Source organism: Streptomyces hyderabadensis (genome assembly GCF_020404845.1).
In the GTDB taxonomy this organism is placed as follows: Bacteria; Actinomycetota; Actinomycetes; order Streptomycetales; family Streptomycetaceae; genus Streptomyces; species Streptomyces hyderabadensis.
On record NZ_JAIOJZ010000022.1, the window covers coordinates 30,401 to 55,305 of the forward strand.

General features: G+C 71.9%; 25 protein-coding genes, 1 tRNA gene and 1 pseudogene. 9 read left to right on the forward strand and 18 right to left on the reverse strand.

Translation table 11 applies throughout. The features are described from left to right. Positions 1-36 precede the first annotated feature (36 nt). From K7854_RS18615 to K7854_RS18630, 4 genes are all read right to left on the reverse strand, one after another. On the reverse strand, positions 37-978 hold the full coding sequence (locus tag K7854_RS18615; protein ID WP_308112544.1) for an ATP-binding cassette domain-containing protein: 942 nt from the start codon (positions 976-978) through the stop codon (positions 37-39). A gap of 92 nt (positions 979-1,070) precedes the next feature. Beyond that, positions 1,071-1,712 (reverse strand): PadR family transcriptional regulator, encoded by a 642-nt coding sequence (locus K7854_RS18620; protein ID WP_226027656.1) that lies wholly within the window; start codon positions 1,710-1,712, stop codon positions 1,071-1,073. 62 nt (positions 1,713-1,774) lie between these two features. Next, on the reverse strand, positions 1,775-3,235 hold the full coding sequence (locus K7854_RS18625; RefSeq protein ID WP_226027657.1) for an aldehyde dehydrogenase family protein: 1,461 nt from the start codon (positions 3,233-3,235) through the stop codon (positions 1,775-1,777). 74 nt (positions 3,236-3,309) lie between these two features. Beyond that, on the reverse strand, positions 3,310-4,146 hold the full coding sequence (locus K7854_RS18630; protein ID WP_505016451.1) for a Sco1979 family transcriptional regulator: 837 nt from the start codon (positions 4,144-4,146) through the stop codon (positions 3,310-3,312). 345 nt (positions 4,147-4,491) lie between these two features. Here K7854_RS18630 and K7854_RS18635 point away from each other — a divergent pair, with 345 nt between their 5' ends. Further along, positions 4,492-4,977: an ATP-binding protein gene (locus K7854_RS18635; RefSeq protein ID WP_226027658.1), complete on the forward strand. Its 486-nt coding sequence runs from the start codon at positions 4,492-4,494 to the stop codon at positions 4,975-4,977. Positions 4,978-5,050: 73 nt separating this feature from the next. On the opposite strand, the gene K7854_RS18640 is transcribed toward K7854_RS18635, so the two are convergent. The 5 genes from K7854_RS18640 to rpmG form a co-directional block, all read right to left on the reverse strand. After that, the gene (locus K7854_RS18640) at positions 5,051-5,302 is read right to left on the reverse strand and encodes a DUF397 domain-containing protein (protein ID WP_011028968.1); all 252 of its coding nucleotides are present in this window, start codon (positions 5,300-5,302) and stop codon (positions 5,051-5,053) included. 327 nt (positions 5,303-5,629) lie between these two features. Then, entirely contained in the window at positions 5,630-5,866 is a 237-nt protein-coding gene (gene rpsR / locus K7854_RS18645; protein WP_226027659.1) for a 30S ribosomal protein S18, read from the reverse strand. A 4-nt stretch (positions 5,867-5,870) separates the two neighbouring features. After that, positions 5,871-7,061, reverse strand: a complete 1,191-nt coding sequence (locus K7854_RS18650) for a CobW family GTP-binding protein (RefSeq protein ID WP_226027660.1) — start codon at positions 7,059-7,061, stop codon at positions 5,871-5,873. Continuing rightward, the gene (locus tag K7854_RS18655; protein WP_226027661.1) at positions 7,058-7,312 is read right to left on the reverse strand and encodes a type B 50S ribosomal protein L31; all 255 of its coding nucleotides are present in this window, start codon (positions 7,310-7,312) and stop codon (positions 7,058-7,060) included. The genes K7854_RS18650 and K7854_RS18655 overlap by 4 nt, the downstream gene beginning before the upstream one ends. Positions 7,313-7,318: 6 nt before the next feature. Further along, a complete protein-coding gene (gene rpmG, locus K7854_RS18660) occupies positions 7,319-7,483 on the reverse strand; it encodes a 50S ribosomal protein L33 (protein WP_007451968.1) in 165 nt (54 codons plus the stop codon). Positions 7,484-7,556: 73 nt separating this feature from the next. Between rpmG and rpmB the strand changes: the two genes are divergently transcribed. Next, positions 7,557-7,793 (forward strand): 50S ribosomal protein L28, encoded by a 237-nt coding sequence (gene rpmB, locus K7854_RS18665; protein WP_226027662.1) that lies wholly within the window; start codon positions 7,557-7,559, stop codon positions 7,791-7,793. Beyond that, positions 7,793-8,098 (forward strand): 30S ribosomal protein S14, encoded by a 306-nt coding sequence (gene rpsN / locus K7854_RS18670; protein ID WP_226027663.1) that lies wholly within the window; start codon positions 7,793-7,795, stop codon positions 8,096-8,098. Before rpmB ends, rpsN begins: the two co-directional genes overlap by 1 nt. Before the next feature lie 33 nt (positions 8,099-8,131). On the opposite strand, the gene K7854_RS18675 is transcribed toward rpsN, so the two are convergent. Beyond that, complete coding sequence (locus K7854_RS18675) at positions 8,132-8,287, reverse strand: hypothetical protein (RefSeq protein WP_226027664.1); 156 nt, start codon at positions 8,285-8,287, stop codon at positions 8,132-8,134. A gap of 49 nt (positions 8,288-8,336) precedes the next feature. Here K7854_RS18675 and K7854_RS18680 point away from each other — a divergent pair, with 49 nt between their 5' ends. Beyond that, positions 8,337-8,903, forward strand: coding sequence for a hypothetical protein (locus tag K7854_RS18680; protein WP_372481045.1), 567 nt, complete (start codon positions 8,337-8,339; stop codon positions 8,901-8,903). Positions 8,904-8,933: 30 nt separating this feature from the next. Here the strand turns inward: K7854_RS18680 and K7854_RS18685 are convergent, their stop codons facing one another. After that, positions 8,934-10,109: a DUF2786 domain-containing protein gene (locus tag K7854_RS18685; RefSeq protein ID WP_226027665.1), complete on the reverse strand. Its 1,176-nt coding sequence runs from the start codon at positions 10,107-10,109 to the stop codon at positions 8,934-8,936. Between the two features lie 87 nt (positions 10,110-10,196). Between K7854_RS18685 and K7854_RS18690 the strand changes: the two genes are divergently transcribed. Together K7854_RS18690 and K7854_RS18695 are read left to right on the forward strand one after the other, a co-directional pair. After that, positions 10,197-10,958, forward strand: a complete 762-nt coding sequence (locus tag K7854_RS18690) for a Clp protease N-terminal domain-containing protein (protein WP_226027666.1) — start codon at positions 10,197-10,199, stop codon at positions 10,956-10,958. 363 nt (positions 10,959-11,321) lie between these two features. Further along, the gene (locus K7854_RS18695) at positions 11,322-13,022 is read left to right on the forward strand and encodes a bifunctional 3'-5' exonuclease/DNA polymerase (RefSeq protein WP_226027667.1); all 1,701 of its coding nucleotides are present in this window, start codon (positions 11,322-11,324) and stop codon (positions 13,020-13,022) included. A gap of 28 nt (positions 13,023-13,050) precedes the next feature. Here K7854_RS18695 and K7854_RS18700 read toward each other — a convergent pair whose 3' ends face one another. Then, positions 13,051-13,500, reverse strand: a complete 450-nt coding sequence (locus K7854_RS18700; protein WP_226027668.1) for a hypothetical protein — start codon at positions 13,498-13,500, stop codon at positions 13,051-13,053. Positions 13,501-13,594: 94 nt separating this feature from the next. After that, the gene (locus K7854_RS18705; RefSeq protein WP_226027669.1) at positions 13,595-13,810 is read right to left on the reverse strand and encodes a hypothetical protein; all 216 of its coding nucleotides are present in this window, start codon (positions 13,808-13,810) and stop codon (positions 13,595-13,597) included. Positions 13,811-14,260: 450 nt separating this feature from the next. Here K7854_RS18705 and K7854_RS18710 point away from each other — a divergent pair, with 450 nt between their 5' ends. The 3 genes from K7854_RS18710 to K7854_RS18720 all read left to right on the forward strand — a co-directional run bounded on the left by K7854_RS18710 (position 14,261) and on the right by K7854_RS18720 (position 17,160). Then, positions 14,261-15,028 (forward strand): hypothetical protein, encoded by a 768-nt coding sequence (locus K7854_RS18710; protein ID WP_226027670.1) that lies wholly within the window; start codon positions 14,261-14,263, stop codon positions 15,026-15,028. Positions 15,029-15,131: 103 nt separating this feature from the next. Then, positions 15,132-15,773: a hypothetical protein gene (locus tag K7854_RS18715; protein WP_226027671.1), complete on the forward strand. Its 642-nt coding sequence runs from the start codon at positions 15,132-15,134 to the stop codon at positions 15,771-15,773. A gap of 205 nt (positions 15,774-15,978) precedes the next feature. After that, positions 15,979-17,160: a hypothetical protein gene (locus K7854_RS18720; RefSeq protein ID WP_226027672.1), complete on the forward strand. Its 1,182-nt coding sequence runs from the start codon at positions 15,979-15,981 to the stop codon at positions 17,158-17,160. 133 nt (positions 17,161-17,293) lie between these two features. Here K7854_RS18720 and K7854_RS18725 read toward each other — a convergent pair. The 5 genes and pseudogenes from K7854_RS18725 to tmk all read right to left on the reverse strand — a co-directional run bounded on the left by K7854_RS18725 (position 17,294) and on the right by tmk (position 24,796). Next, a pseudogene (locus K7854_RS18725) lies at positions 17,294-17,956 on the reverse strand (YdcF family protein). Between the two features lie 195 nt (positions 17,957-18,151). Then, positions 18,152-18,228: transfer RNA gene (locus K7854_RS18730), tRNA-Thr, on the reverse strand. A 109-nt stretch (positions 18,229-18,337) separates the two neighbouring features. Beyond that, entirely contained in the window at positions 18,338-19,957 is a 1,620-nt protein-coding gene (locus tag K7854_RS18735) for an alpha/beta hydrolase (RefSeq protein ID WP_226027673.1), read from the reverse strand. Between the two features lie 133 nt (positions 19,958-20,090). Continuing rightward, the gene (locus tag K7854_RS18740; RefSeq protein WP_226027674.1) at positions 20,091-21,296 is read right to left on the reverse strand and encodes a DNA polymerase III subunit delta'; all 1,206 of its coding nucleotides are present in this window, start codon (positions 21,294-21,296) and stop codon (positions 20,091-20,093) included. 197 nt (positions 21,297-21,493) lie between these two features. Then, the gene (gene tmk / locus K7854_RS18745; protein WP_226027675.1) at positions 21,494-24,796 is read right to left on the reverse strand and encodes a dTMP kinase; all 3,303 of its coding nucleotides are present in this window, start codon (positions 24,794-24,796) and stop codon (positions 21,494-21,496) included. Positions 24,797-24,905: the final 109 nt, after the last annotated feature.

Genomic DNA, 24,905 nt, shown 5'->3' on the forward strand with positions numbered 1-24,905 from the left:
ACAGGGCGTACGACGTGGCGTTCGGGACGCTGGTGCTCACGCGGCCTCCTTCGTGCGGTCGGTGAGGTGCAGGAACACCTCGTCCAGGGTCGGGCGGCGCAGCGCCACGTCCTCGGCCTCGATCCCGGCCTCCTCCAGCGCCCGTACGACGCCGGAGAGCGCCGCCATCCGGTCGGTGACCGGGGCACTGAGCAGCCGCCGGTCGGTGTCGACGCGGACGCCGGTGAGCGGCAGCAGGGCGACGGCGGCGCCCAGCTGACCGGCGTCGCGCAGCACGACGTCGACGCGGTCGCCGCCGGTGGCGGCCTTGAGTTCGTCCGCCGTGCCGTCGGCGACGACCCGGCCGGTGTCGACGACCGAGATGCGGTCGGCGAGCTGGTCGGCCTCTTCCAGGTACTGCGTGGTGAGCAGGACCGTCGTACCGGCGCCGACCAGGGAGCGGACCGAGTCCCACACCTCGGCGCGGCCGCGCGGGTCGAGCCCGGTGGTCGGCTCGTCCAGGAAGAGCACCTCCGGTTCGGTGATGAGGGACGCGGCCAGGTCCAGGCGGCGCCGCATGCCGCCGCTGTAGGCGCTGACCGGTTTGCGTCCGGTGTCGGTGAGGTCGAAGCGGGCGAGCAGTTCGTCGGCACGCGCGCGTGCCCGCCGGGCGCCCAGGTGGTGGAGGCGGCCGAACATCTCCAGGTTCTGCCGGCCGCCCAGCTCCTCGTCGAGCGCCGCGTGCTGGCCGAGCAGGCCGATGCGCAGCCGTACCGCGTAGGCCTCGGCGACGACGTCGTGGCCCGCCACCTGGATGCGGCCCGCGTCGGGCCGCAGGAGGGTGGACAGGATGCGGACCAGGGTCGTCTTGCCCGCCCCGTTGGGTCCCAGCACGCCGTGCACCGTGCCGCGTGCGACGGTCAGGTCGAGTCCGTCCAGTGCGTCCTTGCTGCCGTATCTCTTGCGTGCGCCTTCGACGGTGATCGCCGTGTCGGCCACAGTCACTCCCCCGCTCTCCTACGAGAGCCTGTTAGACAAATTTGACTACTAGCCCGGAAGATAGTGCCCGCACCCCGATTGGTCAAACTTGATTAGCGAGCATCCCCGTAGTGCGGACGCCCCGCGGCGAACGGGTTCTCCTCCCCGTCCGCCAGCACCGCGACGAACCGCTCGCCCTCGCCGGCGAAGGTGTACGCGCCGCCCCGGACGCGTTCGATGAGGCCGCGGGTCCACTCGGCGCCCGAGTCGGCCGAGTGCACCCAGTAGTTCATGATCTCGCCGATGTGCCCGTACTGGCCCGGCCCCTCCGCGGGCAGGTAGTACTCGGTGACGGCCGCCCGCCACTCCTCGATCTTCCGCACCCGCTCCTCCAGCAGGGCGAGCGCCTCCTGGCGCGGCAGGTCGACCATGAAGCCGAGCGCCGCGGTGAGCACGTCCGGCCGCTGGTCGTAGGCGGTGAGGTAGGCACGGAGCAGGGTGAGGTACTCCTCGGTGCCCTGCTCGGTGACCTCGTACTCCACCCGCGGCGGCCCGCCCGCCGTGGACGGCGCGATCTCGTGCGCGAGCAGCAGCCCCTGTTTCGCCATCTGCTTCAGCGCGTGGTAGATCGAACCGGGCTTGGCGTTGGACCACTCGTGCGCGCCCCAGTACTCCAGGTCGTTGCGCACCTGGTAGCCGTGGGCCCGCCCGTGCTGGCGGACGGCGCCGAGCACGAGGAGACGGATCGCTGACATGGGGTCCAGCCTAGATCCGGCACCGCGGCCCGCCCGCCGGGGCCCTCGGAACCTCGGAGCTGTCAGAACGGGAAGCCGCTGCGCCCGTGCTGCACCGAGATCCACTTCTGGGTGGTGAAGGCGTCCAGCATGCTGTCGCCGTTGAGGCGGCCGATGCCGGAGTGCTTCTCGCCGCCGAAGGGCACGATCGGCTCGTCGTGGACTGTCCCGTCGTTCACGTGGAACATGCCGGTGTCGATCCGCTTGGCGAACGCGACGCCCCGCTCGACGTCCGCCGTGTGCACGGCCCCGCTCAGCCCGTACGGCGTGTCGTTGACCAGGCGTACGGCCTCCTCCTCGCCGTCGAAGGGGACGAGGAAGGCGACCGGTCCGAAGACCTCCTGCTTCAGCAGCGCGGAGTCGGCGGGCAGGCCGGTCAGGACCGACGGCTCGACCAGGTTGTCCGTGACCGAGCCGTGCACCAGGGCGGTGGCGCCCTCGGCGAGCGCCTGCTCGACCACGCCGGAGACCGCGTCGGCCTGCGAGGAGTTGATCACCGGGCCGATGACGGTCTCGGGGTCGCGCGGGTCGCCGGCCTTGAGGGTCCGCACCTTGGCGACGAACTTCTCGGTGAACTCGTCGGCCACCGCGCGGTCGACCAGTACGCGGTTGGCGGCCATGCAGACCTGGCCCTGGTGGACGAAGCGGCTGAAGACGGCGGCGTCCACGGCGTAGTCGACGTCGGCGTCGTCCAGGACCACCAGTGCGCTGTTGCCGCCCAGTTCGAGGACCGAGCGCTTGAAGTTGGCGGCGCAGACCGTGGCCACGTGGCGGCCGACCTTGTCGGAGCCGGTGAAGGAGATCACCTTCGGCACCGGGTGCTCGATGAAAGCGTCGCCGATCTCCGCGATGTCGGTGACCACGACGTTGAGCAGGCCGCCCGGCAGCCCCGCGTCCTCAAGGATCTTCGCGACCAGCGTGCCGCCGACGATCGGCGTGTTCTGGTGCGGCTTGAGGACGACGCCGTTGCCCAGCGCCAGGGCCGGGGCGACCGACTTCAGGGAGAGCAGGAAGGGGAAGTTGAAGGGGCTGATGACGCCCACGACGCCGACCGGCACCCGGTAGACGCGGTTCTCCTTGCCGTCGGCCGGGGACGGGATGATCCGGCCCTCGGGGCGCAGCGCCAGGTGGACCGCCTCGCGCAGGAACTCCTTGGCCAGGTGCAGTTCGAAGGCGGCCTTCAGGCGGGTGCCGCCCAGCTCGGCGACGATCGCGTCGCCGATCTCCGCCTCGCGCTCCTCGACCAGGCGCAGCGCCTTCTCGAACACCGCGCGGCGCGCGTACGGGTTGGTCGCGGCCCACTGCTGCTGCGCGCGCTCGGCGGCCCGGTAGGCGGCGTCGACCTCGTCGGCCGTGGCTATCGTGATCGAGGCGAGCTTCTCGTTGTCGTACGGGTTGAAGTCGATGATGTCCCAGGAGCCGGTGCCCGGCCGCCACTCGCCGTCGATGTACTGCTGGGCGAGGTCGGTGAAGTACGACGACATGTGTTCCCTCAATCCCTTAGCTGCCGCAGCCGCCGCGAGCGAGCCGCCTGATCGAGCGTCATCGTACTTATGTTTCAGGAGAGTTGGAGGAGTCCCCGCAGAAGGTCCCGGCTCTCCTCCGGGCCCGGGCTGTCCTGCTGGAGTTCCTTCAGCGCCGTCTCGTACTGGGTGACGTCCTCCTGCTTGTCCAGGTACAGCGCGCTGGTGAGCTGCTCCAGGTAGACGACGTCCGAGAGGTCGGACTCGGGGAAGCTGAGGAGCGTGAACGCGCCACTCTCGCCGGAGTGCCCGCCGAAGCCGAACGGCATGACCTGGAGGCGCACATTGGGGCGTTCGGACACCTCGATCAGGTGCTGGAGCTGGCCGCGCATCACCGCCCGGTCGCCGTACGGGCGGCGCAGGGCGGCCTCGTCCAGCACGATGTGGAACTCGGGGGCGTTCTCCGCGACCAGGTGCTTCTGCCGCTCCAGGCGCAGCGCCACCCGGCGTTCGACGTCCGCCTCACCGGCGCCCTTCATGCCGCGCCGGACGACCGCGCGGGCGTACTCCGGGGTCTGCAGCAGGCCGTGCACGAACTGCACCTCGTAGGCCCGGATGAGCGAGGCGGCGCCCTCCAGACCCACGTAGGTCGGGAACCAGCTGGGCAGCACGTCGGAATAACTGTGCCACCAGCCCGCGACATTGGCCTCCTTGGCCAGGGAGAGCAGGGAGGCGCGCTCCTGCTCGTCCGTAATGCCGTACAGCGTCAGCAGGTCCTCGACGTCCCTCGTCTTGAAGCTCACCCGGCCCAGCTCCATCCGGCTGATCTTCGACTCGGAGGCGCGGATCGAGTATCCCGCCGCCTCGCGCGTGATCCCCCGCGTCTCACGCAGTCGCCTGAGTTGTGATCCGAGCAGCATGCGCCGCACCACCGATCCGGGCTCTCCCGCGCTCACGTTCGCCAGCCTCCCCAACCGTCTTCAGGGGCCGCAGTCTGCCACTAAAACACTTCGAGCAGTACTCGTCCGGTTACGGAAACGGAATCGAGCCAACGGAAACGTGCAGGATCATGCACGCGGCGGGCCGGAACCAGTCGCGTGGGAGGGTGAAGCAGAGGCGAAGATGACGGAAAAATTGACCAACAAGCGGTACGGGCAGGTCCATTTCGGTCACGTGCACGTGCATCTGCCCTTGCATCTGAGGTACGCATCCGAAACCATGGTCCCCGCACCACCGCGCCGCATCGCTACGACCGCGAACTCCCGGGAGTGCCTCGCATGGGGACGAATGGATCGACCATGCTCGAGCCGTTACGGCAGGGCCTTCCGCCACTCGACCCCGCGGCCGTGTCCCACGCAGCCTCCTGTGCCCTGCCACCCCGTTTCGAAGCGGTGCGCGAGGCCCGGAAGTTCACCCGCAGGACGCTCGACGGCTGGGACACCGGCGACCGCTTCGACGACGTCTGCCTGGTGGTCTCGGAACTGGTCACCAACGCCCTGCGGCACGCGCTGCCCGCCGACACCCCGCGCCACGACGAACGGCACGGTCCGGTACGGCTGCACCTGATGCGCTGGACCGAGCGGCTGGTGTGCGCGGTGCGCGACCCCAGCCACGACAGCCCGGTGGCCCGGGAGACGGACGACTTCTCGGCGGAGTCGGGCCGGGGGCTGTTCCTCGTCGACTCCTTCAGCGACAGCTGGGGCTGGCACCCGCTCGCCGGGACGCTCCACGGCAAGGTGGTCTGGGCGCTGTTCCGCCTCTAGGCACCGTCCGGCCGGCCTGGCCGACCGGGACCGGCCCGCGGACGGCCGGGACCAGCTCGCGCTCAGCTCGCGCTCAGCTCGCGATCAGGTGGTCGAACTCGCCGTCCTTGACGCCCAGCAGCATGGCCTCGATCTCGGCACGCGTGTAGACGAGCGCGGGGCCGTCGGGGAAGCGGGAGTTGCGCACCGCCACCGCGCCGTCGGGCAGGCGCGCGAACTCCACGCATGATCCCTGCGAGTTGCTGCGCCGGCTCTTCTGCCAGGCCGCATCGTGCAACTGCGTGGCGGCCATGCCGTTGTACACGTCGTACACGTCGTGGTCCACAGGTCGCTCCCCGGTGTGCACTGGCTGATGTGGCCATTGATGCAGTGGTCAACTGATCCGGATCATAACCCTGTTCACGTGCAGATGCATGAGCAAATGCACGTGCACGCGCGGTGTTCCCGCGGTTACAGCTTTGACGACCGCTTTACCGAGCCCTGCCCTCTACGACGCCGGGGCCCGGGAAGTCGTTCCCGCATGTGCCCCCGAATTCGAAGAATATGCAACAACATGCGACAACACCGGGGCCGCCCATGACGGATGGGCCCCGGTGTTGTCGCCGGTACGCGAGGTACGGCCGGGCTGCCGAGGAGGTCCGCGGCGGCCGGGTCAGCGCGTGCCGTACGGCAGCAGCGCCATCTCGCGCGCGTTCTTGATCGCCCTGGCCAGCTGCCGCTGCTGCTGGGACGTCACCCGGGTGACACGGCGGCTGCGGATCTTGCCACGGTCGGAGATGAACCTGCGCAGCAGCTCGGTGTCCTTGTAGTCGATGTACGTCACCCCCGCCTGGTCCAGCGGATTGGGACGCCGGGCGGGCGAGCGGTCGTTCTTGCGGGGTCGGGGCATGGGGTCAGACCTCCAGGAGGGTGTCGAAGGCGGGCGGCAGCCGGTCCCAGGCGGCCTGCCCCGCGGCGTACTCGGCGTCGGTCAGCAGACAGGACTCCAGGAGCCGTTCCAGGCCGTCGCGGTCGAGGCCGGGGGAGGTGAACACCAGGTGCTGGCAGCGGTCGCCGTGCTCGGGGTGCCAGTCCAGCGCGGCGGCGGCGCGGCGCACGGGCGGCACCAGCTCCCAGGCGGCGTCGGGGAGCGAGGCGAGCCACGGTCCCGCGCTCTCCACGCACAGGGCACCGCCCGCCGCGTCCCAGTGCAGCAGCGTGTCCTCCTTGCCGGCCAGCCAGAACCGCCCCCGGCTGCGGGCCGCGGCGCAGGTCAGGTCCTCGAGCGCCGCGTACAGCCGCTCCGGGTGGAAGGGGCGGCGGCGGTGCCAGACCAGGGTGGCGACGCCGTGCGCGTCGGCCTCGGCCGGCAGCAGGGCGCAGGCCGGGTGCTGGGCAGCGGCCGCGGCCTCCACGTCGAACCCGGCGAGGGCGGCCCGCGCCAGCTCCGGGGCCGTCTGCGGAGCGCCCGCCGGGTTCCCGTGGCCGATCGGGACCCGGCGGGCCGTCGGATGCAGCTGGGCCAGCAGCTCGCGGTCCTCGTCGTCGGCCTCCGGCGAGCCGGGGAGGGACTCGGCGAGGGCGAGGACGGAGGCGTACTCCAGCTGCCGTGCGAAGGTGTCGGCGACGGTGCGCTGGTCGGTGGCGGCCGCGGCGAGGCCGCCCTCGGCGAGGTCGTCGCCGTTGCCGAGGTACGGCAGCACCAGGGCGGGGTCGACGGCGGTGACCACGCCGGCGACCGTGAAACCGCCGGCCGTCACCACCTCCGCCATCGCCTTGGGCTCGACGGAGTCCCACAGTTCGACGACCGCCAGCGGGGTGCCCCCGGCCTCCGCGAGCCGCACCAGCTCGGGCACGAGGTCCTCGCGCAGCGCGCAGCACGCGCAGTCGTTGACCAGGGGCGCCTCGCCCGCGGAGAGGATGCCGGTGGCGTCCCGCACGGTGCGTACGACCGTGCCCGCGGCGGCCGTAGCCAGGTCGTGGTGGAGGACCACGCTGCCGGGCACGTCGGCCAGCAGCCGGGCCACGGCCGCCCTGCGCGCGTCGGCGTGCAGCCCGCCGACGATCACCACCGGCGGTTCGGGGAAGCGGCCCGGCCCGCTCATGCCCCGTCCTGCTTCCCGTACCGGCGCTCGAAGCGCTCCACGCGTCCGGCGGTGTCCAGGACGCGGGCGGTGCCGGTGTAGAAGGGGTGGCTGACGTGGGAGATCTCGACGTCGACGACCGGGTAGGTGTGGCCGTCCTCCCACTCGACGGTGCGCTCGCTGGTCATGGTCGAGCGGGTGAGGAAGGCGTAGTCCGCGGCCCGGTCGCGGAAGACGACCGGCCGGTACTCGGGGTGGATTCCCTTGCGCATGGCGGCTCAGCGCTCCTCTCGGAAGTCGACGTGGCGGCCGGCCATCGGGTCGTACTTGCGCAGGACCAGGCGGTCCGGGTCGTTGCGGCGGTTCTTGCGGGTGACGTAGGTGTAGCCGGTCCCGGCGGTGGACCGGAGCTTGATGACCGGGCGGAGTTCGTTGCGTGCCATGCCTGCTATCTTACTGAAAATGAATTCCATTAACAGCTAGGGGTCGACCGACCCGAAGGAGAGGTACGTCACCGTGTCCGCCCACTGCATGCTGACCGGGGCCCAGCCCGGATTCGGCAACCGCATCTCCCACTCCCACCGGCGCACCTCGCGCCGCTTCGACCCGAACATCCAGACCAAGCGCTACTGGCTGCCGAGCGAGAACCGGCACGTGCGGCTGCGGCTGAGCACGAAGGGGATCAGGACGGTCGACTCGATCGGCGTCGAGGCGGCCGTGGCGCGCATCCGTGCCCGTGGGGTGAGGATCTGATGGCGAAGAAGAGCAAGATCGCGAAGAACGAGCAGCGGCGGGAGACCGTCGCGCGGTACACGGCACGCCGGGCCGAGCTGAAGGAGATCGTCCGCCGCCCCTCGTCGACGGATGCCGAACGGCTCGCCGCCCAGCGGGAACTGCGCAGGCAGCCGCGCGACGCGAGCCCCACGCGCGTGCGCAACCGCGATCAGGTCGACGGACGCCCGCGCGGATACTTCCGGAACTTCGGCCTCTCCCGGGTGAACCTGCGCGAGCAGGCGCATGCCGGGCATCTTCCCGGGGTGCGCAAGTCCTCCTGGTAGCTTGCGGCTGTTCGGGGCCGAACGGCCGTCCGGCTACAGCTTGGAGCTTCCGGTGACGTGGGTGACTGCGGAGAACACGGCGAGCACGGAGAAGGCGACCCGCCCGACGCGGGCCACGGGTACGGCGCGGGCCGCGGGTACGACGCCGACCACGGGTACGGCGCGGGCCACGGGGACGGCGCCGACCACGGGTACGGCGAACGCGGCGGATACGGCGGATACGGCGGATACGGCGGCCGTGCCGCGTGCGGACGTCGTTCCGCGCGGCGGGGTCCCGCACCGGCGGGTGCGCCCGTCCGTGCGGGCCGCGGCGCTCGGCCTCGGCCTGGCCGGCGCGCTGCTCCTGACCGCGTGCACCGACGACGGGGGCTCCGACGGCGGCTCGGGCGAGGGCTCGGCCGGCGGCGACAAGTCCTCGGCGGCGCCCAGCGCGTCCGCGAGCACGGAGCCGGGCGGCACCGGGGGCGGGTCCCCGTCCGCCGGTGCCGCCGGCGAGCTGGAGGGCAGCTGGCTGGCGACCACCGACGGCCAGGCCGTCGCCCTGATGGTCACCGGCGACAAGGCCGCCCTGTTCGCCACCGGCGGGACCGTGTGCAGCGGCACGACGCAGGAGACCTCCGGCACCCGGACGATCCGCCTCAAGTGCACCGGCGGCAGCGACGAGCGCTCGACCGGCAAGGTCGGATCGGTCGACGCCGAGTCGCTCACGGTGGCCTGGGAGGGTGAGCTGGGCGAGGAGACGTACACCAGGTCCGAGGGCGGCTCGCTCCCGCCCGGCCTGCCGACCGCCGGCATCGGTTCCTGACCGGACCGGACAGCCGGGGCCGGCTCCGCCTCAGCCCCGTTTCAGTGGCCGGTGGCGGCCGACCCGGGCGGCGTCGGCCGCGCGGGTGCCCTCGGTCCAGCCGGCCGCGTCCACGGCGCCGCGCAGACGGGTGGTGGTCGTCTGCGGGAACATGCGCTCCACGCGGTCGGTGACCGCGACGTCGCGGGAGGCGAGCACCGGCAGCAGGACCACGTCCGCCGCCGCGTCCGCCGCCGCGCCCGTGGCCGCTTCCGCCGCGGCCCGCAGCCTGGTGCCCGCGCGGTGGGCGTAGGCGGCGAGGAACGACTGGCGGAAGGTCTTGGTGCGCTTGCGCCCGCCCGCCCGCTGCCCGGCCTCCGCCTTCGTCATCGCGGCCTCGGCCTGCACCAGCAGCGAGGTGTAGAGGAGTTCGACCGCCTCCAGGTCGGCCTCGAAACCGACGACGGTGGAGAAGCCGAAGGGCTCGTTCCACACGGCCCTGCAGTGGTTGGCGTCGGCCACCGCGTCCAGCAGCACCGCCTTGGCCTGCTCGTAGGGCGGCTCCACCCCGATCCGGCAGGCGCCCGGCGCGTCGGGCGAGGCCGCCGACCCCTGTGCCTGCGCGGCCAGCAGCGCCTCGTCGACGCTGTGCCGGGCCATCAGCTCCTGCGCCTTGGCGCTCAGCGCCTCCGCCTCCTCGGGGTACCCGGTCGCCTCCGCCTTGGCGAGCAGCGCGCGGATGCGGGCGAGGGCCCGGGACTCCGGCCGGTGCTCCCGTTCCCGACGCGGCCCCTGCCCCGCCTCCCCCGCCTCCAGGGGCTCGAGGCCGGGCAGCCGCAGCAGCAGGCGGTACAGCTCCAGTACGGCGGTGGCGTGCGAGAAGCGGTCGGTGCGGGGCGGCACCGTCACCTCCGCGTCCGGCAGGGCGTCGAGCTGCGCGGTCCAGCGCGGACCGCGCGCACGGTCGTGCGGCGCCTGGGCGCGGATCAGCGCGGCCACCAGCCGTACGTGCACGTCGTCCAGTTCGCGGCGGACGATCCGTACGAGGTCGGCGGGCTGCCAGCCGCGCCGCCACGCCGTGGCCACGAACTCCGCACCGCGCCGGGCCAGTTCCGCGTCCGCCGCGGGATCGGCCGCGAGCAGCGAGGCGGCGCTGTCGAGGGCGGCGTCGGCGGTGTCGTACAGGGCGGTCTCGAAGGCACGGTCGACGGTGCGGGACGTACTCACCCGGCGATGGTGCCACGACTCGGAAGGGGCGACACGGGCTGTCAACCGTCGGTTGACAGTGGCGAGAGCGCAACCTACGGTTGACACATGACGACGAACCCGAGCATCACGTCATCCGTACGCCTCGACGAACTCATCGACGCGATCAAGAAGGTGCATCCGGAGCCGCTGGAACAGCTCCAGGACGCCGTCATCGCCGGCGAGCACCTCGGCGAGGTGGCCGACCACCTCATCGGCCACTTCGTGGACCAGGCCCGGCGTTCGGGCGCGTCCTGGACGGACATCGGCAAGAGCATGGGCGTCACCCGCCAGGCGGCGCAGAAGCGCTTCGTGCCCAAGGAGTCGGCCGACCTGGACGCGAGCCAGGGCTTCAGCCGCTACACCCCGCGGGCACGCAACGCCGTCATGGCCGCGCACAACGCGTCCAAGGCCGCCGGCAACACCGAGGGCCTGCCCGAACACCTCGTCCTCGGCCTGATCACCGAACGCGAGAGCCTCTCCGCCAAGGCGATCGCCGCGCAGGGCGTGACCCTGGACGCGATCCGCGAGGCGGCGACCGCGGCACTCCCGCCGGCCGCCGCGGAGGTCCCGGAGCTGGTGCCTTACGGTCCCGCGGCCAAGAAGGTCCTCGAACTCACCTTCCGCGAGGCCCTGCGGCTCGGCCACAGCTACATCGGCACGGAGCACCTCCTGCTCGCCCTGCTGGAACACGAGCACGGCGAGGGCGTGCTGAGCGGCCTCGGCCTCGACAAGGAGACGACCGAGCGGTTTGTCGTCGACGCGGTGTCGGAGTTCATCAAGGTGACCGAGAAGAAGGGGGAAGCGGGCCCGGCAGGCGAGGAGGCCTGACGGGGGGCGAGCAGGCCGGCCCGGCAGCCGGGGAGCAGGGCCCGGCAGGCGCGCAGGCCGGACTGGCAGCCGGGGAAATGAGACCCCCGGGCACGCACCCCGGGCCGGCAGCCGGAGAGCCGGGCCGGGCGGGCGCGCACCCCCGAACCGGCAACCGGGGAACTGGCCCGGCAGGCGCGCAGCCCGGACCAGCAGGCGGGGACCACCCGGGCCCGGCAGACACGCAAGCCGGACCGGCAGCCGGGGAGACCGGCCCTGCGGGGCAGCCGGGGACCGGGGAGACTGCGACCGGCGGGCGAGGAGACCTGAACGGCGTCCGTGCCGCGGCCGTGCGATGTCAGACCCCGGTGCGACACTCACGACATGGCCGAGAGGTGGGCGCTCGCGGTGGCCGAGGGCGGTGGCGTGGAGGTCGCCGCCCTCGGCCCCGACGGGCTGCCCGCCGGACCGGTGCGGCGGGAGCGCGACCCCGCCGACGCCGTACGAACCAGACCGGAGGTCACGCGCTGGGTGTGGCGGTCCACCGCCGAGATCGCGCCGCGCCTGCTCGCCGCCGGGGTGCGAGTGGAGCGCTGCTACGACGTGGAGGCCGCCGAGACACTCCTGCTCGGCCACGAGGGGCGGTATGGGGAGCCGCGCTCGGCCGCGGCTGCCCTGGCCCGGCTGCGCGGCGGCCCCGTACCGCCCGACCCGCCGCAGCGCTCCGCCGAGCCGGGGGCGCAGTCCCCGCTGTTCGAGCCCCAGGCCGTCCACCTCCCCCTCTCCGACCTGCTCGCCGTCTACGCCGAGCAGCAGCGCCGCCACGACCGTTCGGCGCACCCCGAGCGGCTGCGGCTGCTGACGGCCGCCGAGTCGGCGGGGATGCTGGTGGCCGCGGAGATGAACCGCGCGGGGCTGCCCTGGCGGGCCGACGTCCACCGCGAGGTGCTGCACGACCTGCTGGGCGAGCGGTATGCGGGCGGGGGCGAGCCGCGCCGCCTGGCCGAGCTGGCGGAGGAGGTGTCGGCGGCGTTCGGCCGCCGGGTGCGGCCCGATCTGCCCGCCGACGTGGTCAAGGCGTTCGGGCAGGCGGGCGTGAAGGTGGGCTCCACCCGCCGCTGGGAGCTGGAGTCCGTGGACCACCCGGCCGTGAAGCCGCTGCTCGAGTACAAGAAGCTGTACCGGATCTGGGTCGCCCACGGCTGGTCCTGGCTCCAGGACTGGGTGCGCGACGGGCGGTTCCGCCCCGAGTTCCTGGCCGGCGGCACCGTCACCGGGCGCTGGGTGACCAACGGCGGGGGCGGGCTGCAGATCCCCAAGGTGATCCGGCGGGCCGTCGTCGCCGACCCGGGCTGGCGGCTGGTCGTCGCCGACGCCGACCAGATGGAGCCGCGCGTGCTGGCGGCGATCTCCCGCGACCCCGGTCTGATGGAGGTGGCCGGCCGCGAGACCGACCTCTACCAGTCCGTCTCCGACCGCGCCTTCTCCGGCGACCGGGCCCAGGCCAAGCTCGCCGTGCTCGGCGCGGTCTACGGCCAGACCTCCGGCGACGGCCTGAAGAACCTCGCCGCGCTCAGACGCCGCTTCCCCAGGGCCGTGGCGTACGTCGACGACGCGGCCCGCGCCGGCGAGGAGGGGCGGCTCGTGCGCACCTGGCTGGGCCGCACCTGCCCGCCCGCGGCCGGCGCGGCCGACGGCACCGAGGAGGCCGGGCTGCCGCAGGACGACCCCTCCGGCACCTCCGACACCGGGGACCGTCCGCAGGAGTGGGTGCCGGGGTACGCCTCCACCAACGCCCGCGCACGGGGCCGCTTCGCCCGCAACTTCGTCGTCCAGGGAAGTGCCGCCGACTGGGCGCTGCTGCTCCTCGCCGCGCTGCGCCAGACCTGCGCGGACATGGCGGCCGAGCTGGTCTTCTTCCAGCACGACGAGGTGATCGTGCACTGTCCCGAGGAGGAGGCCGACACCATCGTCGCGGCGATCCGGGACGCGGCGGAGCTGGCGGGACGGCTGACGTTCGGTCCGACGCCGGTGCGGTTCCCGTTCACGACGGCGGTGGTGGAGTGCTACGCGGACGCGAAATGAGGCGGGCGCGCGCCGTGACACCGCTCGCTCAGTGCTTCCGGTACATGTCCAGCGCTCTCCAGGAATCCGCCGTCTCCTCGGCGACGGGGAGAGGCTGCCGCCAGGCGGTGGACGCGTCGATGTCCGGTGCGGAACACCGCACCCGTTCCGCCGTGGCCTGGGCGTCGCCCCGCACCGAGACGGCCAGGAGTCCGAAGGGAGCCGTGGGCCGCAGTTCGACGCAGACCACGGGCCTGCCGGGCCGCAGCGCCACGAAGTCCTGACCGCCGACGTGGCCCCGAGTGCCGGCGCTCAGCACGCCGGGAATCCAGACGCCGTGCAGAGCCTCTCCGCGCAGCGCACGCCACCAGTCGGATTCCACCGTCACCCGGCGTACCGCGGTCAGCGGCACCCGCACACTTCCGCGGTGTGCGGCGGCCTTCTCCCACCAGGAGAGGCGCACCACGAGGTCGTCATCCTGCACGAGGACCCGCGCCACGTTCCCACCCTCCCTTCCAGTCCCAGGACCGGGGTGGTGACACAAGGACGCCGCCGCACGCTCCGCAGGTCCGAATGACCGCGGGCCCGGGGCGTCACCCGTCGGCAGCCCAGGCCCCCGGCCCGCCGCCACGCCACTCGATCAGCTCGGGGGCGTCGAGCGTCGTATCGGACTCGGGCAGGCCCGCTCGGCGCAGGAACTCGACCACGTCGAGCAGGTGGTACGCGGTGCCGACGTACTCACCGCGGATCGCGACCCGCCTGCCACCATCGGGGCTCGGCGGCTGCACGATCACAGGCGCCTCTTCCATGCCTACGGTGTGCCCCTCACCGAACGGCTCATGCAGACACGGCCCCGTTCGGACCGGTCGCGGGTCGGCCTCCGGGGCGCTGCTGCGAGAGGACGCCCCGCAAGCCGGCAGCCGTCAGCAGTCCAACCAAAAAGACCAGGCCAGAGCGCATCTGACCTGATCTCGAATGGAGCCGCCTTCGGGATTCGAACCCGAAACCTACGCATTACGAGTTGTCCGACCTTGGTCCGTGGTCGTCCGTACGCGTCCTTGGGACCTGCTTGTCCGCAGGTTAGGGCCGTAACTGAACCCCCAAAGGCCCACCCGACCGCTCCGGAAACGGCACAAGTGAGACCGCGACTGAGACCTCCGACGTTGCGCAGGCCGTCCCAAACTCCCGCGTACGGCAACTCTGTTGTCAGAGTCTGCCTCTATGGTTCCAAGCAAGCCTGCCGAGTGAGGAAGGAAGCCATGGCCGAGGAGCCTCACAGGAAGTACGACAACACCACCATTGCCGCGCTCATGACCCTAGCGCGGGGCGGCTGCTACGCCCCCCGTTGTGGAGCGCCGACGGTGCGCATCATCGACGGCAAGCCCGTCCTCAACCTGGACATCGCCCATATTCGCGCTCTAAAGGCGGGCGGGAAGCGGTACGACCCGTCATGGAGCGTGGAGGACAGGAACAGCTTCGCCAACCTGATCTTGCTGTGCAACGTGCACCACAAGCGCGTAGACGGCATTGACGGTGAAAAGTACTCCGTAGCCATCCTTGAGGGGTGGAAGCATGTTCGCGAAGCCGATGGGCAAGACGCCCTCGCAGGCCTGAGCGGTCTCACTGAGGCCCGACTGGTCTCGATGATCCAGGAAGCACAGGAACAGTACGTGGATCGGCTTGCGCCGGTGCTAGGAACTCTTGCGGATCGGGTGCCAGAGCTGTCGTCTCTACTCAGGGTTCTCAAGTCTGATCTTGAGCGAATGCAGGGGCATGCACCTGGCATCCCGGAGGACACGGCTTGGATGGTTTACGAGGCCAGCCGCAATCTGGCGCACCTCCAGGACAACACGCCTTTGCTGATGAACGCGGGAGCCGACCTCGCACACCTGCAAGACAACGTCCACTTGCTGGCTTCCGCCGCTCAGGCCCTGATTCGCGTGGCGGACCTGCCGGCTTCCCTCAGCCACGCAGCCGATGACATCCGGAGTGCTGCGGCTGCCCTCTCGGACGCGAGGAGGTACTGAGAAGGGCAAGCGCGCAACCTCTGCTACGCAGACGCCTGCCTAGGGTCAACGACATGGACCTTTTCCAGACGTTCTCCACACGGCTCAGTGGTCCGCTGGCTACTTGGGCAAACTGACGAACGTAGAGAAGCCGCCTTACGCGCCATCTGGCGCTGAGCTGGGGGAACTTATGATCGTCCGACATCACTTAGGCGAAGATGGCGAGCTGGCCCAGTACCTCACGCGCCAGCTCAACACTCCACTGGACTGGCCCCAGGATGGAGGTCTGAACACCGAGCACGTTGCGGAGATCGCCGCCGCAGCAGCCTGCGATGTCTCCCACAACCAAGCGGCTAACGGGCACTTGGTCGACCTCCTCGCCGCTCTTCCTCTGCCAGGCACTCAGGAAGGGGATGAGTTTTGGGATGAGCTGAGGCGTGCTGGAGGTGATGCCGCTTTGTACATCGATCCCGTCAACTCGGGCGGCCCCTTCATCAAGTACCTCATCGACGGGAACGAAGGGGGCATCGCTGGCCGCGTCCTCAGCTTCCTGGGCAAGCTCGATGACCAGCAGCGCGAGGCGGTGATCGGAGTGATCGGAGCCGCCTTGGACTACAACAGCTTCGTTGCAGGTGGTCGGTACCTCGGAAAGCTATGGCTGCGTGATGCTGAGACCTCTGCATGGCACGTCCTCCTTGCGAGCCGCCGGGCGTACGAGACAGAGGACGACCGCAAGCGATTCCTTGAGGCATGGAGCAACGCCTGAGCGGTGTAGAGCAGCAGAAGCGCCGATCACTCGAAATCCAGATAGGGCTGTCTCTGGCCGACGCTCCTGCGCCCCGTCGGCCAGAGACTCAACCTGCTCCCGATTGACCGGGTGCGGCGCTTGGCCACGCGTTCCAGCAGCCGACCACTATGGCGCGGCGAAAACCTCTAGGAGTGGTCAGCGAGGCGATCTACGATCGTTGGTCATGGGCGTGTACAGGAGCCGACATCGGTCAGATGTGTCGCCGAAACGTGCCGCAGAAGCGGATGCCGAGTTCTTAGACAGGATCGCCGGTCCGTTCTGGGACCAGGTACGGGATGTGATCAACGAGTGGTGGTCGCACTTCCCGGACCATGCTCAGCCTGGCCTGCGTAGTCGACTGCTGGACAGGAACTCCGACGCGAACGTCTACTCAGCGCTGTGGGAGTTGTACTTGCACGAGATGCTGCTCGGTTCCGGCTGCACCGTGGAGGTAGAGCCGCAAATAGGCACGAATGGCAAGAATCCCGACTTTCTGGTCTCCCGTGACGGCGGTCAATTCGTCGTCGAGGCAATCTGGACAGCCCAGCGTCTGGGAGACACCGTTCCTAAGCAACTCCCACCTCAACTTAAAGATGGCATCGATCGGGTGCCGAGCCCAAACTTCTTCGTGTCCTACAGGCTTAACCGCGCCGGGGCAGCGACGCCCCCTCAGAGGCGCCTGAAAAGCCAGCTGACGCAGTGGCTGGCGAGCCTGGACCCCGACCAAGTCATCGCCGAGTATGAGCGCAAGGTGCCGCCGCCGAGGTTCACCTGGCAGGACGCTGACTGGAACATCACGTTTGAGGCGATCCCCCGCAGCCCCGGCAAACGAGGCGATCCAACGAGCAGGACAATCGGAATTCACCCTGCGGTATGGGTCAACGATGAATCGAATCTCGTGCTCGACGCCGTCAAAAGGAAGGGCCGGAAGTACGGCGACCTAGCACTGCCATTCATCGTCGCGGTCGGCCATGCGGCCATCTTTCCCGACGTCGAGGATACCAAGACCGCGCTGTACGGAACTTCGGTCGAGTACGCGCGGGTCGGCACACCGACCTTCGGCCGAATGCTCGACGGGTACTGGACTGCCACCTACGACCACGCCCACAGCCGGGTTAGCGGCGTGCTCGTCGTCGACAACCCAGCACCCTGGACCTGGACGAAGAACGCCCCTGTCCTGTGGCGGAGCCCTGACCCTAAGTCGCTTCCGGCCCCCATCCTTCCCGCATGGGCAGCCGCACAGTTGGGCGAGGTACAAGTCGAACACCAACCAGCAGCTCGCCCCATCCACACCGCCCTCAGTCTGCCCAAGCATTGGCCGGTCGGCGACGCCTTCCCCCGAGGTCACCAGAGCGACATGACCTGAAGGCAGCGGTGCGACCCGTGGGGTTGACAAGAAGAGTCTGGAGCAAAAGTCGGCCGGGCGATGCGTGAGCGGGAGACTGCTGGGGCAATGGGCGCCCGGCGAGGCCAACCAAGACCGACCAGAGCGGTCCCCATCAGGAACGTTCCGCCGTCTCCGGTGCGAGTCGCCTCGTGAATCCGTGGTCGCGAAGACGTTCGTGCGCGGTCCTGATGTCGTCGGGAATCTCCTGCTCGGTCATGAACCCTTGACGGGGGTAGATCATGAGGCGCTGGTGGGCGCCGACCAGCATGTCGACGACAAGGCGCGCGTCCCCGATCGAGTCGATGTAGCCGGAAAGCGCCATGGGAGTCGACGCGCACACCCACTCGACACCGGGCCACATCTTGCAGGCTGTCGCGTATGCACGCCGTTCCTCGTAGGGCTTGCTGATCAGGAGGGCGGACGTGACGGGCACGCGCCGCTCTTCGAGGAGCGCGCGCGAGAATCGGATGTTCTCGCCCGTGTTCCTCGCATTCGGCTCGACGAGGATGGCGTGCTCGGGGACCCCAGCTCCATCGCGCGCTCTCGGTAGTGATCGGCCTCGCCACGGGGCATCCGCTCGCGCGTCGTGCGGCTGGTCGCCCCGGTGAAGACGATGAGCGGGGACATGCCCTGGTTGTAGAGGTCCGCCGTGGTGTCGGCCACCCCCAGGTCATGGCTGCCGAGACCGATGGCGATGGAGCACGGGCGCGACTCGTGCCCCATCTGCTGGAAGTTCCAGCGTCTGTGCGTCCACCCACGCCTGAGCCGAGATCACTTGCTGTCGCCCTCGTCTTCGCCGAGTCCGGCATCTTGAAGTCGTACGACCACGCGAACCGCGTCGCCGCGTGCACCCCGCCCACTGAGACCAGAAGTGAGACCGCCGACACCCGTGCGGAGCGCGCCCGGCGCCGCCGCCGCATCCGCTGAACGAGAAAGCCCAGCTCAGACAGTGCCTGGGCTGGGCTTCGAGTGGAGCCGCCTTCGGGATTCGAACCCGAGACCTACGCATTACGAGTGCGTTGCTCTGGCCATCTGAGCTAAGGCGGCGCGCTGTGCACCCATGGTGCGATCAGCAACGACGGTAAGTCTACACAGTTTCCCGGGGTGCTCCGAACCCGCCCCGGAGGCGTGGACTCCGGGGCGGGAGGGCGGGCGGCTACGAGCAGCGCTTGCCGTCCTCGGGGGCGGTGCCGCTCAGCAGGTACGTGTTGATCGCCGAGTCGATGCAGGTGCTGCCGCGGCCGTAGGCGGTGTGGCCGTCGCCCTCGTAGGTGAGGAGGCGGCCGGAGGAGAGCTGGTCGGAGAGGGCCTCGGCCCAGCGGTACGGGGTGGCCGGGTCGCGGGTGGTGCCGACCACCACGATCGGGGTGGCGCCGACCGCCTCGATGCGGTGCGGCTCCCCCGTGGGCTGCACGGGCCAGTACGCGCAGTTCAGGGAGGACCAGGCGAGGCCCTCGCCGAAGACCGGGGAGGCCTTCTCGAACTCGGGGAGGGCGGCGCGCACCTCGTCCGGGGAGGAGAAGGCGGCGGGGAGGTCGAGGCAGTTCACGGCGGCGTTGGCGAACATCAGGTTGCTGTAGCCGCCGTCGGCCTCGCGCTCGTAGTAGCTGTCGGAGAGGACCAGCAGGCCGGCGCCGTCCTTCTCCTTGATCGCCGAGGTGAGGGACTCGCGCAGCTGCTGCCAGGCGCCCTCGTCATACATCGCCGCGATCACGCCGGTGGTGGCGAGGGACTCGGTGAGCTTGCGGCCGTCGGCGTCGCCGGCGGGGAGGGGCTTCGCGTCCAGGTCGTCGAAGAAGGACTTCAGGTTCTTGCCGACCTGGTCGGGTGAGGTGTTCTTGCCGCCCAGGGGGCAGTCCGGCTGCCGTACGCAGTCCTTCGCGAAGGACTGGAACGCCGTCTCGAAGCCCTCCGTCTGCTCCAGGTTCAGGCGGCGGGCGGGCAGGGAGGGGTCCATCGCGCCGTCCAGGACCAGGCGGCCCGCCCGGTCCGGGAACAGGCCGGCGTAGGTCGCGCCCAGGAAGGTGCCGTACGACGCTCCGACGTAGGTCAGCTTCTCGTCGCCCAGCACGGCGCGCAGGACGTCCATGTCGCGTGCCGCCTCGACCGTCGAGACGTGGCGCAGCAGCTTCGGCGCGTCCGCCCCGCAGCCCTCGGCGAACTCCTTGTAGGCGTCGACCAGCTTGTCCGTCTCGGCCGCGTCGTCCGGTGTGACGTCGGTCTGCGTGTACGCGTCCATCTCACGGCCGTCGAGGCATTCGACGGGCTCGCTGCGGGCCACGCCCCGCGGGTCGACCGCCACCATGTCGTACTGGGCGCGGACCTTCGCCGGGTAGCCGATGCCCGCGTACTGCTGGAGGTAACCGATCGCCGAGCCGCCCGGTCCGCCGGGGTTGACCAGCAGCGAGCCGAGCCGCTTGCCCGGTCCGGTGGCCTTCTTGCGGGCCACCGCGAGCCGGACGTCGCCCTGGCCCGGCTCGGCGTAGTCGAGCGGGGCCTTCATGGTGGCGCACTGGAAGCCGGGGACACCGCAGTCGCGCCAGGCGAGCTTCTGCTCGTAGTACGGCGACAGCTCGGCGGGCGTGGCCCTCGGCAGGGGGGCCAGGGCCGCCGTGGCCGCCTCCGTCGAGCCCGCCCCCTCCGCCGCGGGGGAACCGGCGGACGTCGACGCGCCCCCGGCCGAGCAGGCGGTGGCGAGCAGCGCGGCGGCGAGCAGCGAGGCTCGGAAACGGGTGCTGCCGGTGCGGGTCCTGCGGTGAGTGCGCCTTGTGTGCATTCAGCGAGCGTAACTCTCCGCGACGGTCTCGTTGCGGTGCGTGCTCTACGTGCCTCGTACGTGTTACGGCGTCAACCCGGCGGGACGTCGGCGGGCCCCGGCACGGCCCAAGGCACGGTCCCGCGGCGGGTGCTCAGCCCGATCTGAGCGCCATCGTCATCGCCTCCACCGCCAGCAGCGGCGGCACATTGCGGTCCAGGGCCTCTCCGCAGGCGGCGATCGCCTCGATGCGGCGCAGCGTGGACTCGGGTGTGCTGCCGCGGGCGAGCCGCTCCAGGGCGTCCTCCGCGTCGGCGTTGGCGATCGCCACCCGGGTGCCGAGCTGGAGCGCGAGGACGTCGCGGTAGAAGCCGGTCAGCTCGCTCAGGGCGAGATCGAGGCTGTTGCGCTGGGTGCGGGCCTTGCGGCGTTTCTGGTCGGCCTCCAGGTCCTTGATCACACCGGCCGTGCCGCGCGGGAGCCGGCCGCCCTGGGCCGCGCCCAGCGCCGCCTTCAGCTCCTCGGTCTCCTTGGCGTCCATCTCCTCGGCGAGCTGCTTGGCGTCCTCCGCCGCGGCGTCGACCAGTTCCTGGGCCGCCCTGAGGGCGCCGCCGACGTCCTCCACCCGCAGCGGCAGCTTCAGCACGGCGGCCCGGCGGTCCCGGGCGGCCTTGTCGGTGGCCAGGCGGCGGGCGCGGTCGATGTGGCCCTGGGTGGCGCGGGCCGCCGCGGCGGCGACGTCCGGCTCGATGCCCTCGCGCCGGACGAGCATGTCGGCGACGGCCTCGACCGACGGCGTGCGCAGGTTCAGGTGGCGGCAGCGGGAGCGGATGGTGGGCAGGACGTCCTCGACGGAGGGGGCGCACAGCAGCCAGACCGTCCGCGGGGCCGGTTCCTCCACGGCCTTCAGGACGGCGTTGGCCGACTTCTCGTTCAGCCGCTCGGCCTCCTCGACGAGGATGATCTGCCAGCGGCCGTTCGCGGGCGAGGTGAACGACTTGCGGACGGTGTCCCGCATGTCCTGGGCGCGGATCTCGGCACCCAGCGCGACCACGGTGCTGACGTCCGCGTGCGTGCCCACCAGCGCCGTGTGGCAGCCGTCGCAGAAGCCGCAGCCGGGGACGCCGCCGAGGGCGCGGTCGGGGCTCACGCACTGCAGCGCGGCGGCGAACGCCCGGGCCGTCTGTGCGACGCCGGAGCCCGGCGGGCCCGTGAACAGCCAGGCGTGCGTCATGCTCGTCGCCTGCGGCAGCGGGCCGTCGGCCGCGGCGGCGGTGACGAAGGCGTCGGCGTCCCGGGCAGCGGCGGCGAGCGGCTCGCACACCTTCTCCTGCCCGACGAGGTCGTCCCACACGGTCATGGGTCACGCCGTCCTTCCGTCACACGAGCCGTCGTACGGGCCCGTCGCACCGTGCCTTCGTGCCTTCGTACCGGCCCGTCGCGCTGTGCCTTCGCACCGGGCCGGCGCGCTGGTCCGCGCGCGCTGTCCATTGTGCGGGGCGGCACTGACAACGCGGCGGGGCCGCCGGGCACGCCCGGCCCCGGCGGCCCCGGTACTCAGCGTCGGCCCCGGCCGCCCCGGCCCCGCCCCCGGCCGCCGCGGCCGTCGTCGCGGCCGTCCTCGTCCGCGTCGTGCGGCCCCAGCAGTTCGTCCGCCAGTGTCGGCAGGTCGTCCAGCGGGGTCTCCTCGGCCCAGTCGGAACGGCGCCTGCGGGACGGCGGTGCCTGGTCGGGGTCGATCTGCGGCAGCTCGCGCGTGCGGTCCTGGGCGTCCTCGGCCGGGGCCTCCTCCCGGAAGTAGCCCGGCGGGACCCGGTCGGCGGGGTCGTCCTCGCGTACGGGGGGCAGGACGGCCGTCTCGTCGGCGGCGCCCTGCGGTGTCACGGGCGGCAGGACCGCCGTCTCGTCGGTGTCCCGCGGCTCCACCGCCGGAAGCACCGCCGTCTCGTCCGCCGCGCCGGAGGGCACCGGCGGCTTGGGCAGCTCGGTCGTCACCTCGGACTCGGACTCGGACTCGGCCTCGGGCTCGCCGGGCGCCCGTCCGCCGTCCCGCACCTCGTCGGCCCGGTCCTGGTCGGACGTGTCCCGCACCGGCCGCAGTACGGCCGTGTCCTCCACCGGACCGCCGGACGCGTTCGTCGGGGTCACGATCGGGGTCGGCACGGTCGCCGCGTCGGCGGGGGGCGCGGCGGCCGGCTTCGGGTGCGGGGCCTCCGCCGCCGCGGGGGCGGCCGGCTTGGGGCCGGCGGCGGCCGCGGCGGCCGCCTGCTCCGCCGCCCGGCGTGCCTCCTCGGCGCGCAGCAGGGCCTCCTCGGCCTTGCGCTGCTTCTCCAGGCGCCGGGCCTCGGCCTCGGCGCGCAGCCGCTCCTCCTCCTCGGCCTGCTTGCGGCGCCGCTCCTCCTCGGCCCGCAGCCGTGCCTCCTCCTCGGCGCGCGCCTTCTCCTCCGCGAGGAGCCGGGCCCGCTCCTCCTCGGCCTTGCGGCGGGCTTCCTCGGCCCGCCGCCTGGCCTCCTCGGCCTGCCGCTCGGCCTCGCGCCGCTGCGCCTCCTCCAGCTCGCGCCGCTTGCGCTCCTCCTCCTCGGCGCGCACCCGCGCCTCCTCCTCGAGGCGCTCGCGCTCCAGGCGCTCCTCCTCGGCCTTGCGGGCGGCCTCTTCCTCGGCCTTGCGGCGGGCTTCCTCCTCCGCCTTGCGGCGCGCCTCCTCCCGGGCCTTGATCTCGGCCTCGGACAGCGGCAGCACCTGGTCGAGCCGGTGGCGTACGACGGTGGTGACGGCCTCCGGCTCCTGGCCGGCGTCCACGACCAGGTAGCGCCCGGGGTCGGCGGCGGCCAGAGTGAGGAAACCGGAGCGCACGCGCGCGTGGAACTCGGCGGGCTCCGACTCCAGGCGGTCCGGCGCCTCGGTGAACCGCTCGCGGGCGGCCTCCGGCGACACGTCCAGCAGGACGGTCAGGTGCGGGACGAGCCCGTTGGTGGCCCAGCGGTTGATGCGGGCGATCTCGGTCGGCGACAGGTCGCGTCCGGCGCCCTGGTAGGCGACCGAGGAGTCGATGTAGCGGTCGGAGATGACCACGGCGCCGCGCTCCAGGGCGGGCCGCACCACGGTGTCGACGTGCTCCGCGCGGTCGGCGGCGTACAGCAGCGCCTCCGCGCGGTGCGACAGTCCGGCGCTGGAGACGTCCAGCAGGATGGAGCGCAGGCGCTTGCCGACCGGCGTCGCGCCGGGCTCGCGGGTGAGCACGACCTCGTGCCCCTTGCCGCGGATCCACTCGGCGAGGGCCTCGGCCTGGGTGGACTTGCCCGCTCCGTCACCGCCCTCCAGGGCGATGAAGAATCCGTTCGCGGCGGGGGTCGGCACCGGGTCGTCGCCGCCGAGCAGCGCGTCCCGCAGGTCGTGCCGCAGCGGTACGCCGGAGCGGTCGTCGACCTTGGCCAGGACCAGCGCGGCCAGCGGCAGCAGCAGGGCGCCGAGCAGCATCAGGACGAACGCGGCGCCGCCGTGGGCGAAGACGAACTTGCCGCTCTCCAGCCGGTGCGGTCCGACCGCCGCGGCCAGGACCGGCCCGACGACCGCGCCCAGCGCCACGTAGACCCGGACGACGGCGTGCAGGTGCTCGGTGGTCCGGGCCCGGCGGTGGTCCTCGGTCTCCTGGTCGAGCAGCGCGTGCCCGGTGTTCGCGGCGACGCCCGCGCCGACCCCGGTCAGCGCCAGGAGCAGCAGCACGGTGGTGTCGTCCGGGACGAGTCCGGCGGCCAGCAGGGTGACGCCGGCGAAGGCGATGGCCAGGGCGAGCAGCCGCCGGCGGGACAGGGAGGGCAGCAGGGCCGGGGCGGTGCGGATGCCGACGACGACGCCGCCGGTCAGCGCGCCCACCGTCAGCCCGTACAGCACGGGGCCGCCGCCCAGGTCCTTGGCGTGCAGCACCGCCACGGCGACCGTGGCGGCCACCACCGCGGCGACCGCGGCGCAGGCGAACACCAGCAGCGGCAGCGCGCCGGTGCGGCCCTTGTCGACGCCGCCGCCGCTCTTGGGGCGGCGCATGCCCTCCAGCGGCGACCGCGCGCGCGGGGTGCGCACCGCGGGCAGCTCCAGGAAGGTCACCACCGACAGGGACGCGGCGAACAGCCCGGCCGCCACGTACGAGCCGAGCGCCGCCTGGTGCTCGGCGAACCAGTCGACGCCGGCGCCCAGGAGGTTGTTCAGGAGCCCCGAGAGGACCAGCACGGCGGCCGCGAGGGGGATCGCCACGAAGCTCGTGCGCAGCGACAGGCGGCGCAGCGCGTCCATGTGGTCCGGCAGCGGCCGTACCGTCGCGCCCTCCAGGGGCGGGGCGGGCAGCAGCGCGGGGGCCGCGCTCTCCCGGCACACCGTCCAGAAGCGCTCGGCGACGCCGGTGACGAAGGCGGTCACCAGGAGGTAGGCGAGCGCGTCGTCGGGCGTCCAGTCGATCCACAGGGGCGCGACGATCAGCAGCGCGGCCCGCAGTCCGTCGGCGCCGACCATGGTCCAGCGCCGGTCGAGCGGACCGTCCTGCGAGGTGAGTGAGGTGAGCGGCCCGAGCAGCACGGCACCGAAGAGCAGCGTCGCCAGGATGCGGACGCCGAAAACGGTCGCCACTGCGAACGCCACGCCCCGGTAGCCCCCGCCGAAGGAGCCCGCGCCGATCGCGGCCTGGACGGCGAGGAGGACCAGCACCAGCAGGGCGAGGATGTCGCCGACACCTCCCACGAGCTGGGCGCTCCACAAGCGCCTCAGCTGCGGACGGCGCAGCAGGGCGCGGACGGCGCGCTCGCGGGAGTCCGCGACCAGGGCGTCGTCCGGGGCGGGGTGAGGGGCCGTTGGCTGCTCGGCTCGCGTCATGCGTTCAGCCTATCGGTCGCCGCCGACAGTCCGGTGTGCCCGGCCGAACGTACGCACGCCCCGACACCGAATTGATGCCGGGGCGTTCGTTTTGCGAAGTGCGCGTGAC

Bases quoted from the DNA above. Each gene is read 5' to 3' on its own strand.
- K7854_RS18620 (WP_226027656.1), bottom strand. From the start codon at position 1,712: ATGTCAGCGATCCGTCTCCTCGTGCTCGGCGCCGTCCGCCAGCACGGG.
- K7854_RS18625 (WP_226027657.1), bottom strand. From the start codon at position 3,235: ATGTCGTCGTACTTCACCGACCTCGCCCAGCAGTACATCGACGGCGAG.
- K7854_RS18635 (WP_226027658.1), top strand. From the start codon at position 4,492: ATGGGGACGAATGGATCGACCATGCTCGAGCCGTTACGGCAGGGCCTT.
- rpsR (WP_226027659.1), bottom strand. From the start codon at position 5,866: ATGCCCCGACCCCGCAAGAACGACCGCTCGCCCGCCCGGCGTCCCAAT.
- K7854_RS18650 (WP_226027660.1), bottom strand. From the start codon at position 7,061: ATGAGCGGGCCGGGCCGCTTCCCCGAACCGCCGGTGGTGATCGTCGGC.
- K7854_RS18655 (WP_226027661.1), bottom strand. From the start codon at position 7,312: ATGCGCAAGGGAATCCACCCCGAGTACCGGCCGGTCGTCTTCCGCGAC.
- rpmG (WP_007451968.1), bottom strand. From the start codon at position 7,483: ATGGCACGCAACGAACTCCGCCCGGTCATCAAGCTCCGGTCCACCGCC.
- rpsN (WP_226027663.1), top strand. From the start codon at position 7,793: ATGGCGAAGAAGAGCAAGATCGCGAAGAACGAGCAGCGGCGGGAGACC.
- K7854_RS18690 (WP_226027666.1), top strand. From the start codon at position 10,197: ATGACGACGAACCCGAGCATCACGTCATCCGTACGCCTCGACGAACTC.
- K7854_RS18695 (WP_226027667.1), top strand. From the start codon at position 11,322: ATGGCCGAGAGGTGGGCGCTCGCGGTGGCCGAGGGCGGTGGCGTGGAG.
- K7854_RS18705 (WP_226027669.1), bottom strand. From the start codon at position 13,810: ATGGAAGAGGCGCCTGTGATCGTGCAGCCGCCGAGCCCCGATGGTGGC.
- K7854_RS18710 (WP_226027670.1), top strand. From the start codon at position 14,261: ATGGCCGAGGAGCCTCACAGGAAGTACGACAACACCACCATTGCCGCG.
- K7854_RS18720 (WP_226027672.1), top strand. From the start codon at position 15,979: ATGGGCGTGTACAGGAGCCGACATCGGTCAGATGTGTCGCCGAAACGT.
- K7854_RS18735 (WP_226027673.1), bottom strand. From the start codon at position 19,957: ATGCACACAAGGCGCACTCACCGCAGGACCCGCACCGGCAGCACCCGT.
- K7854_RS18740 (WP_226027674.1), bottom strand. From the start codon at position 21,296: ATGACCGTGTGGGACGACCTCGTCGGGCAGGAGAAGGTGTGCGAGCCG.
- tmk (WP_226027675.1), bottom strand. From the start codon at position 24,796: ATGACGCGAGCCGAGCAGCCAACGGCCCCTCACCCCGCCCCGGACGAC.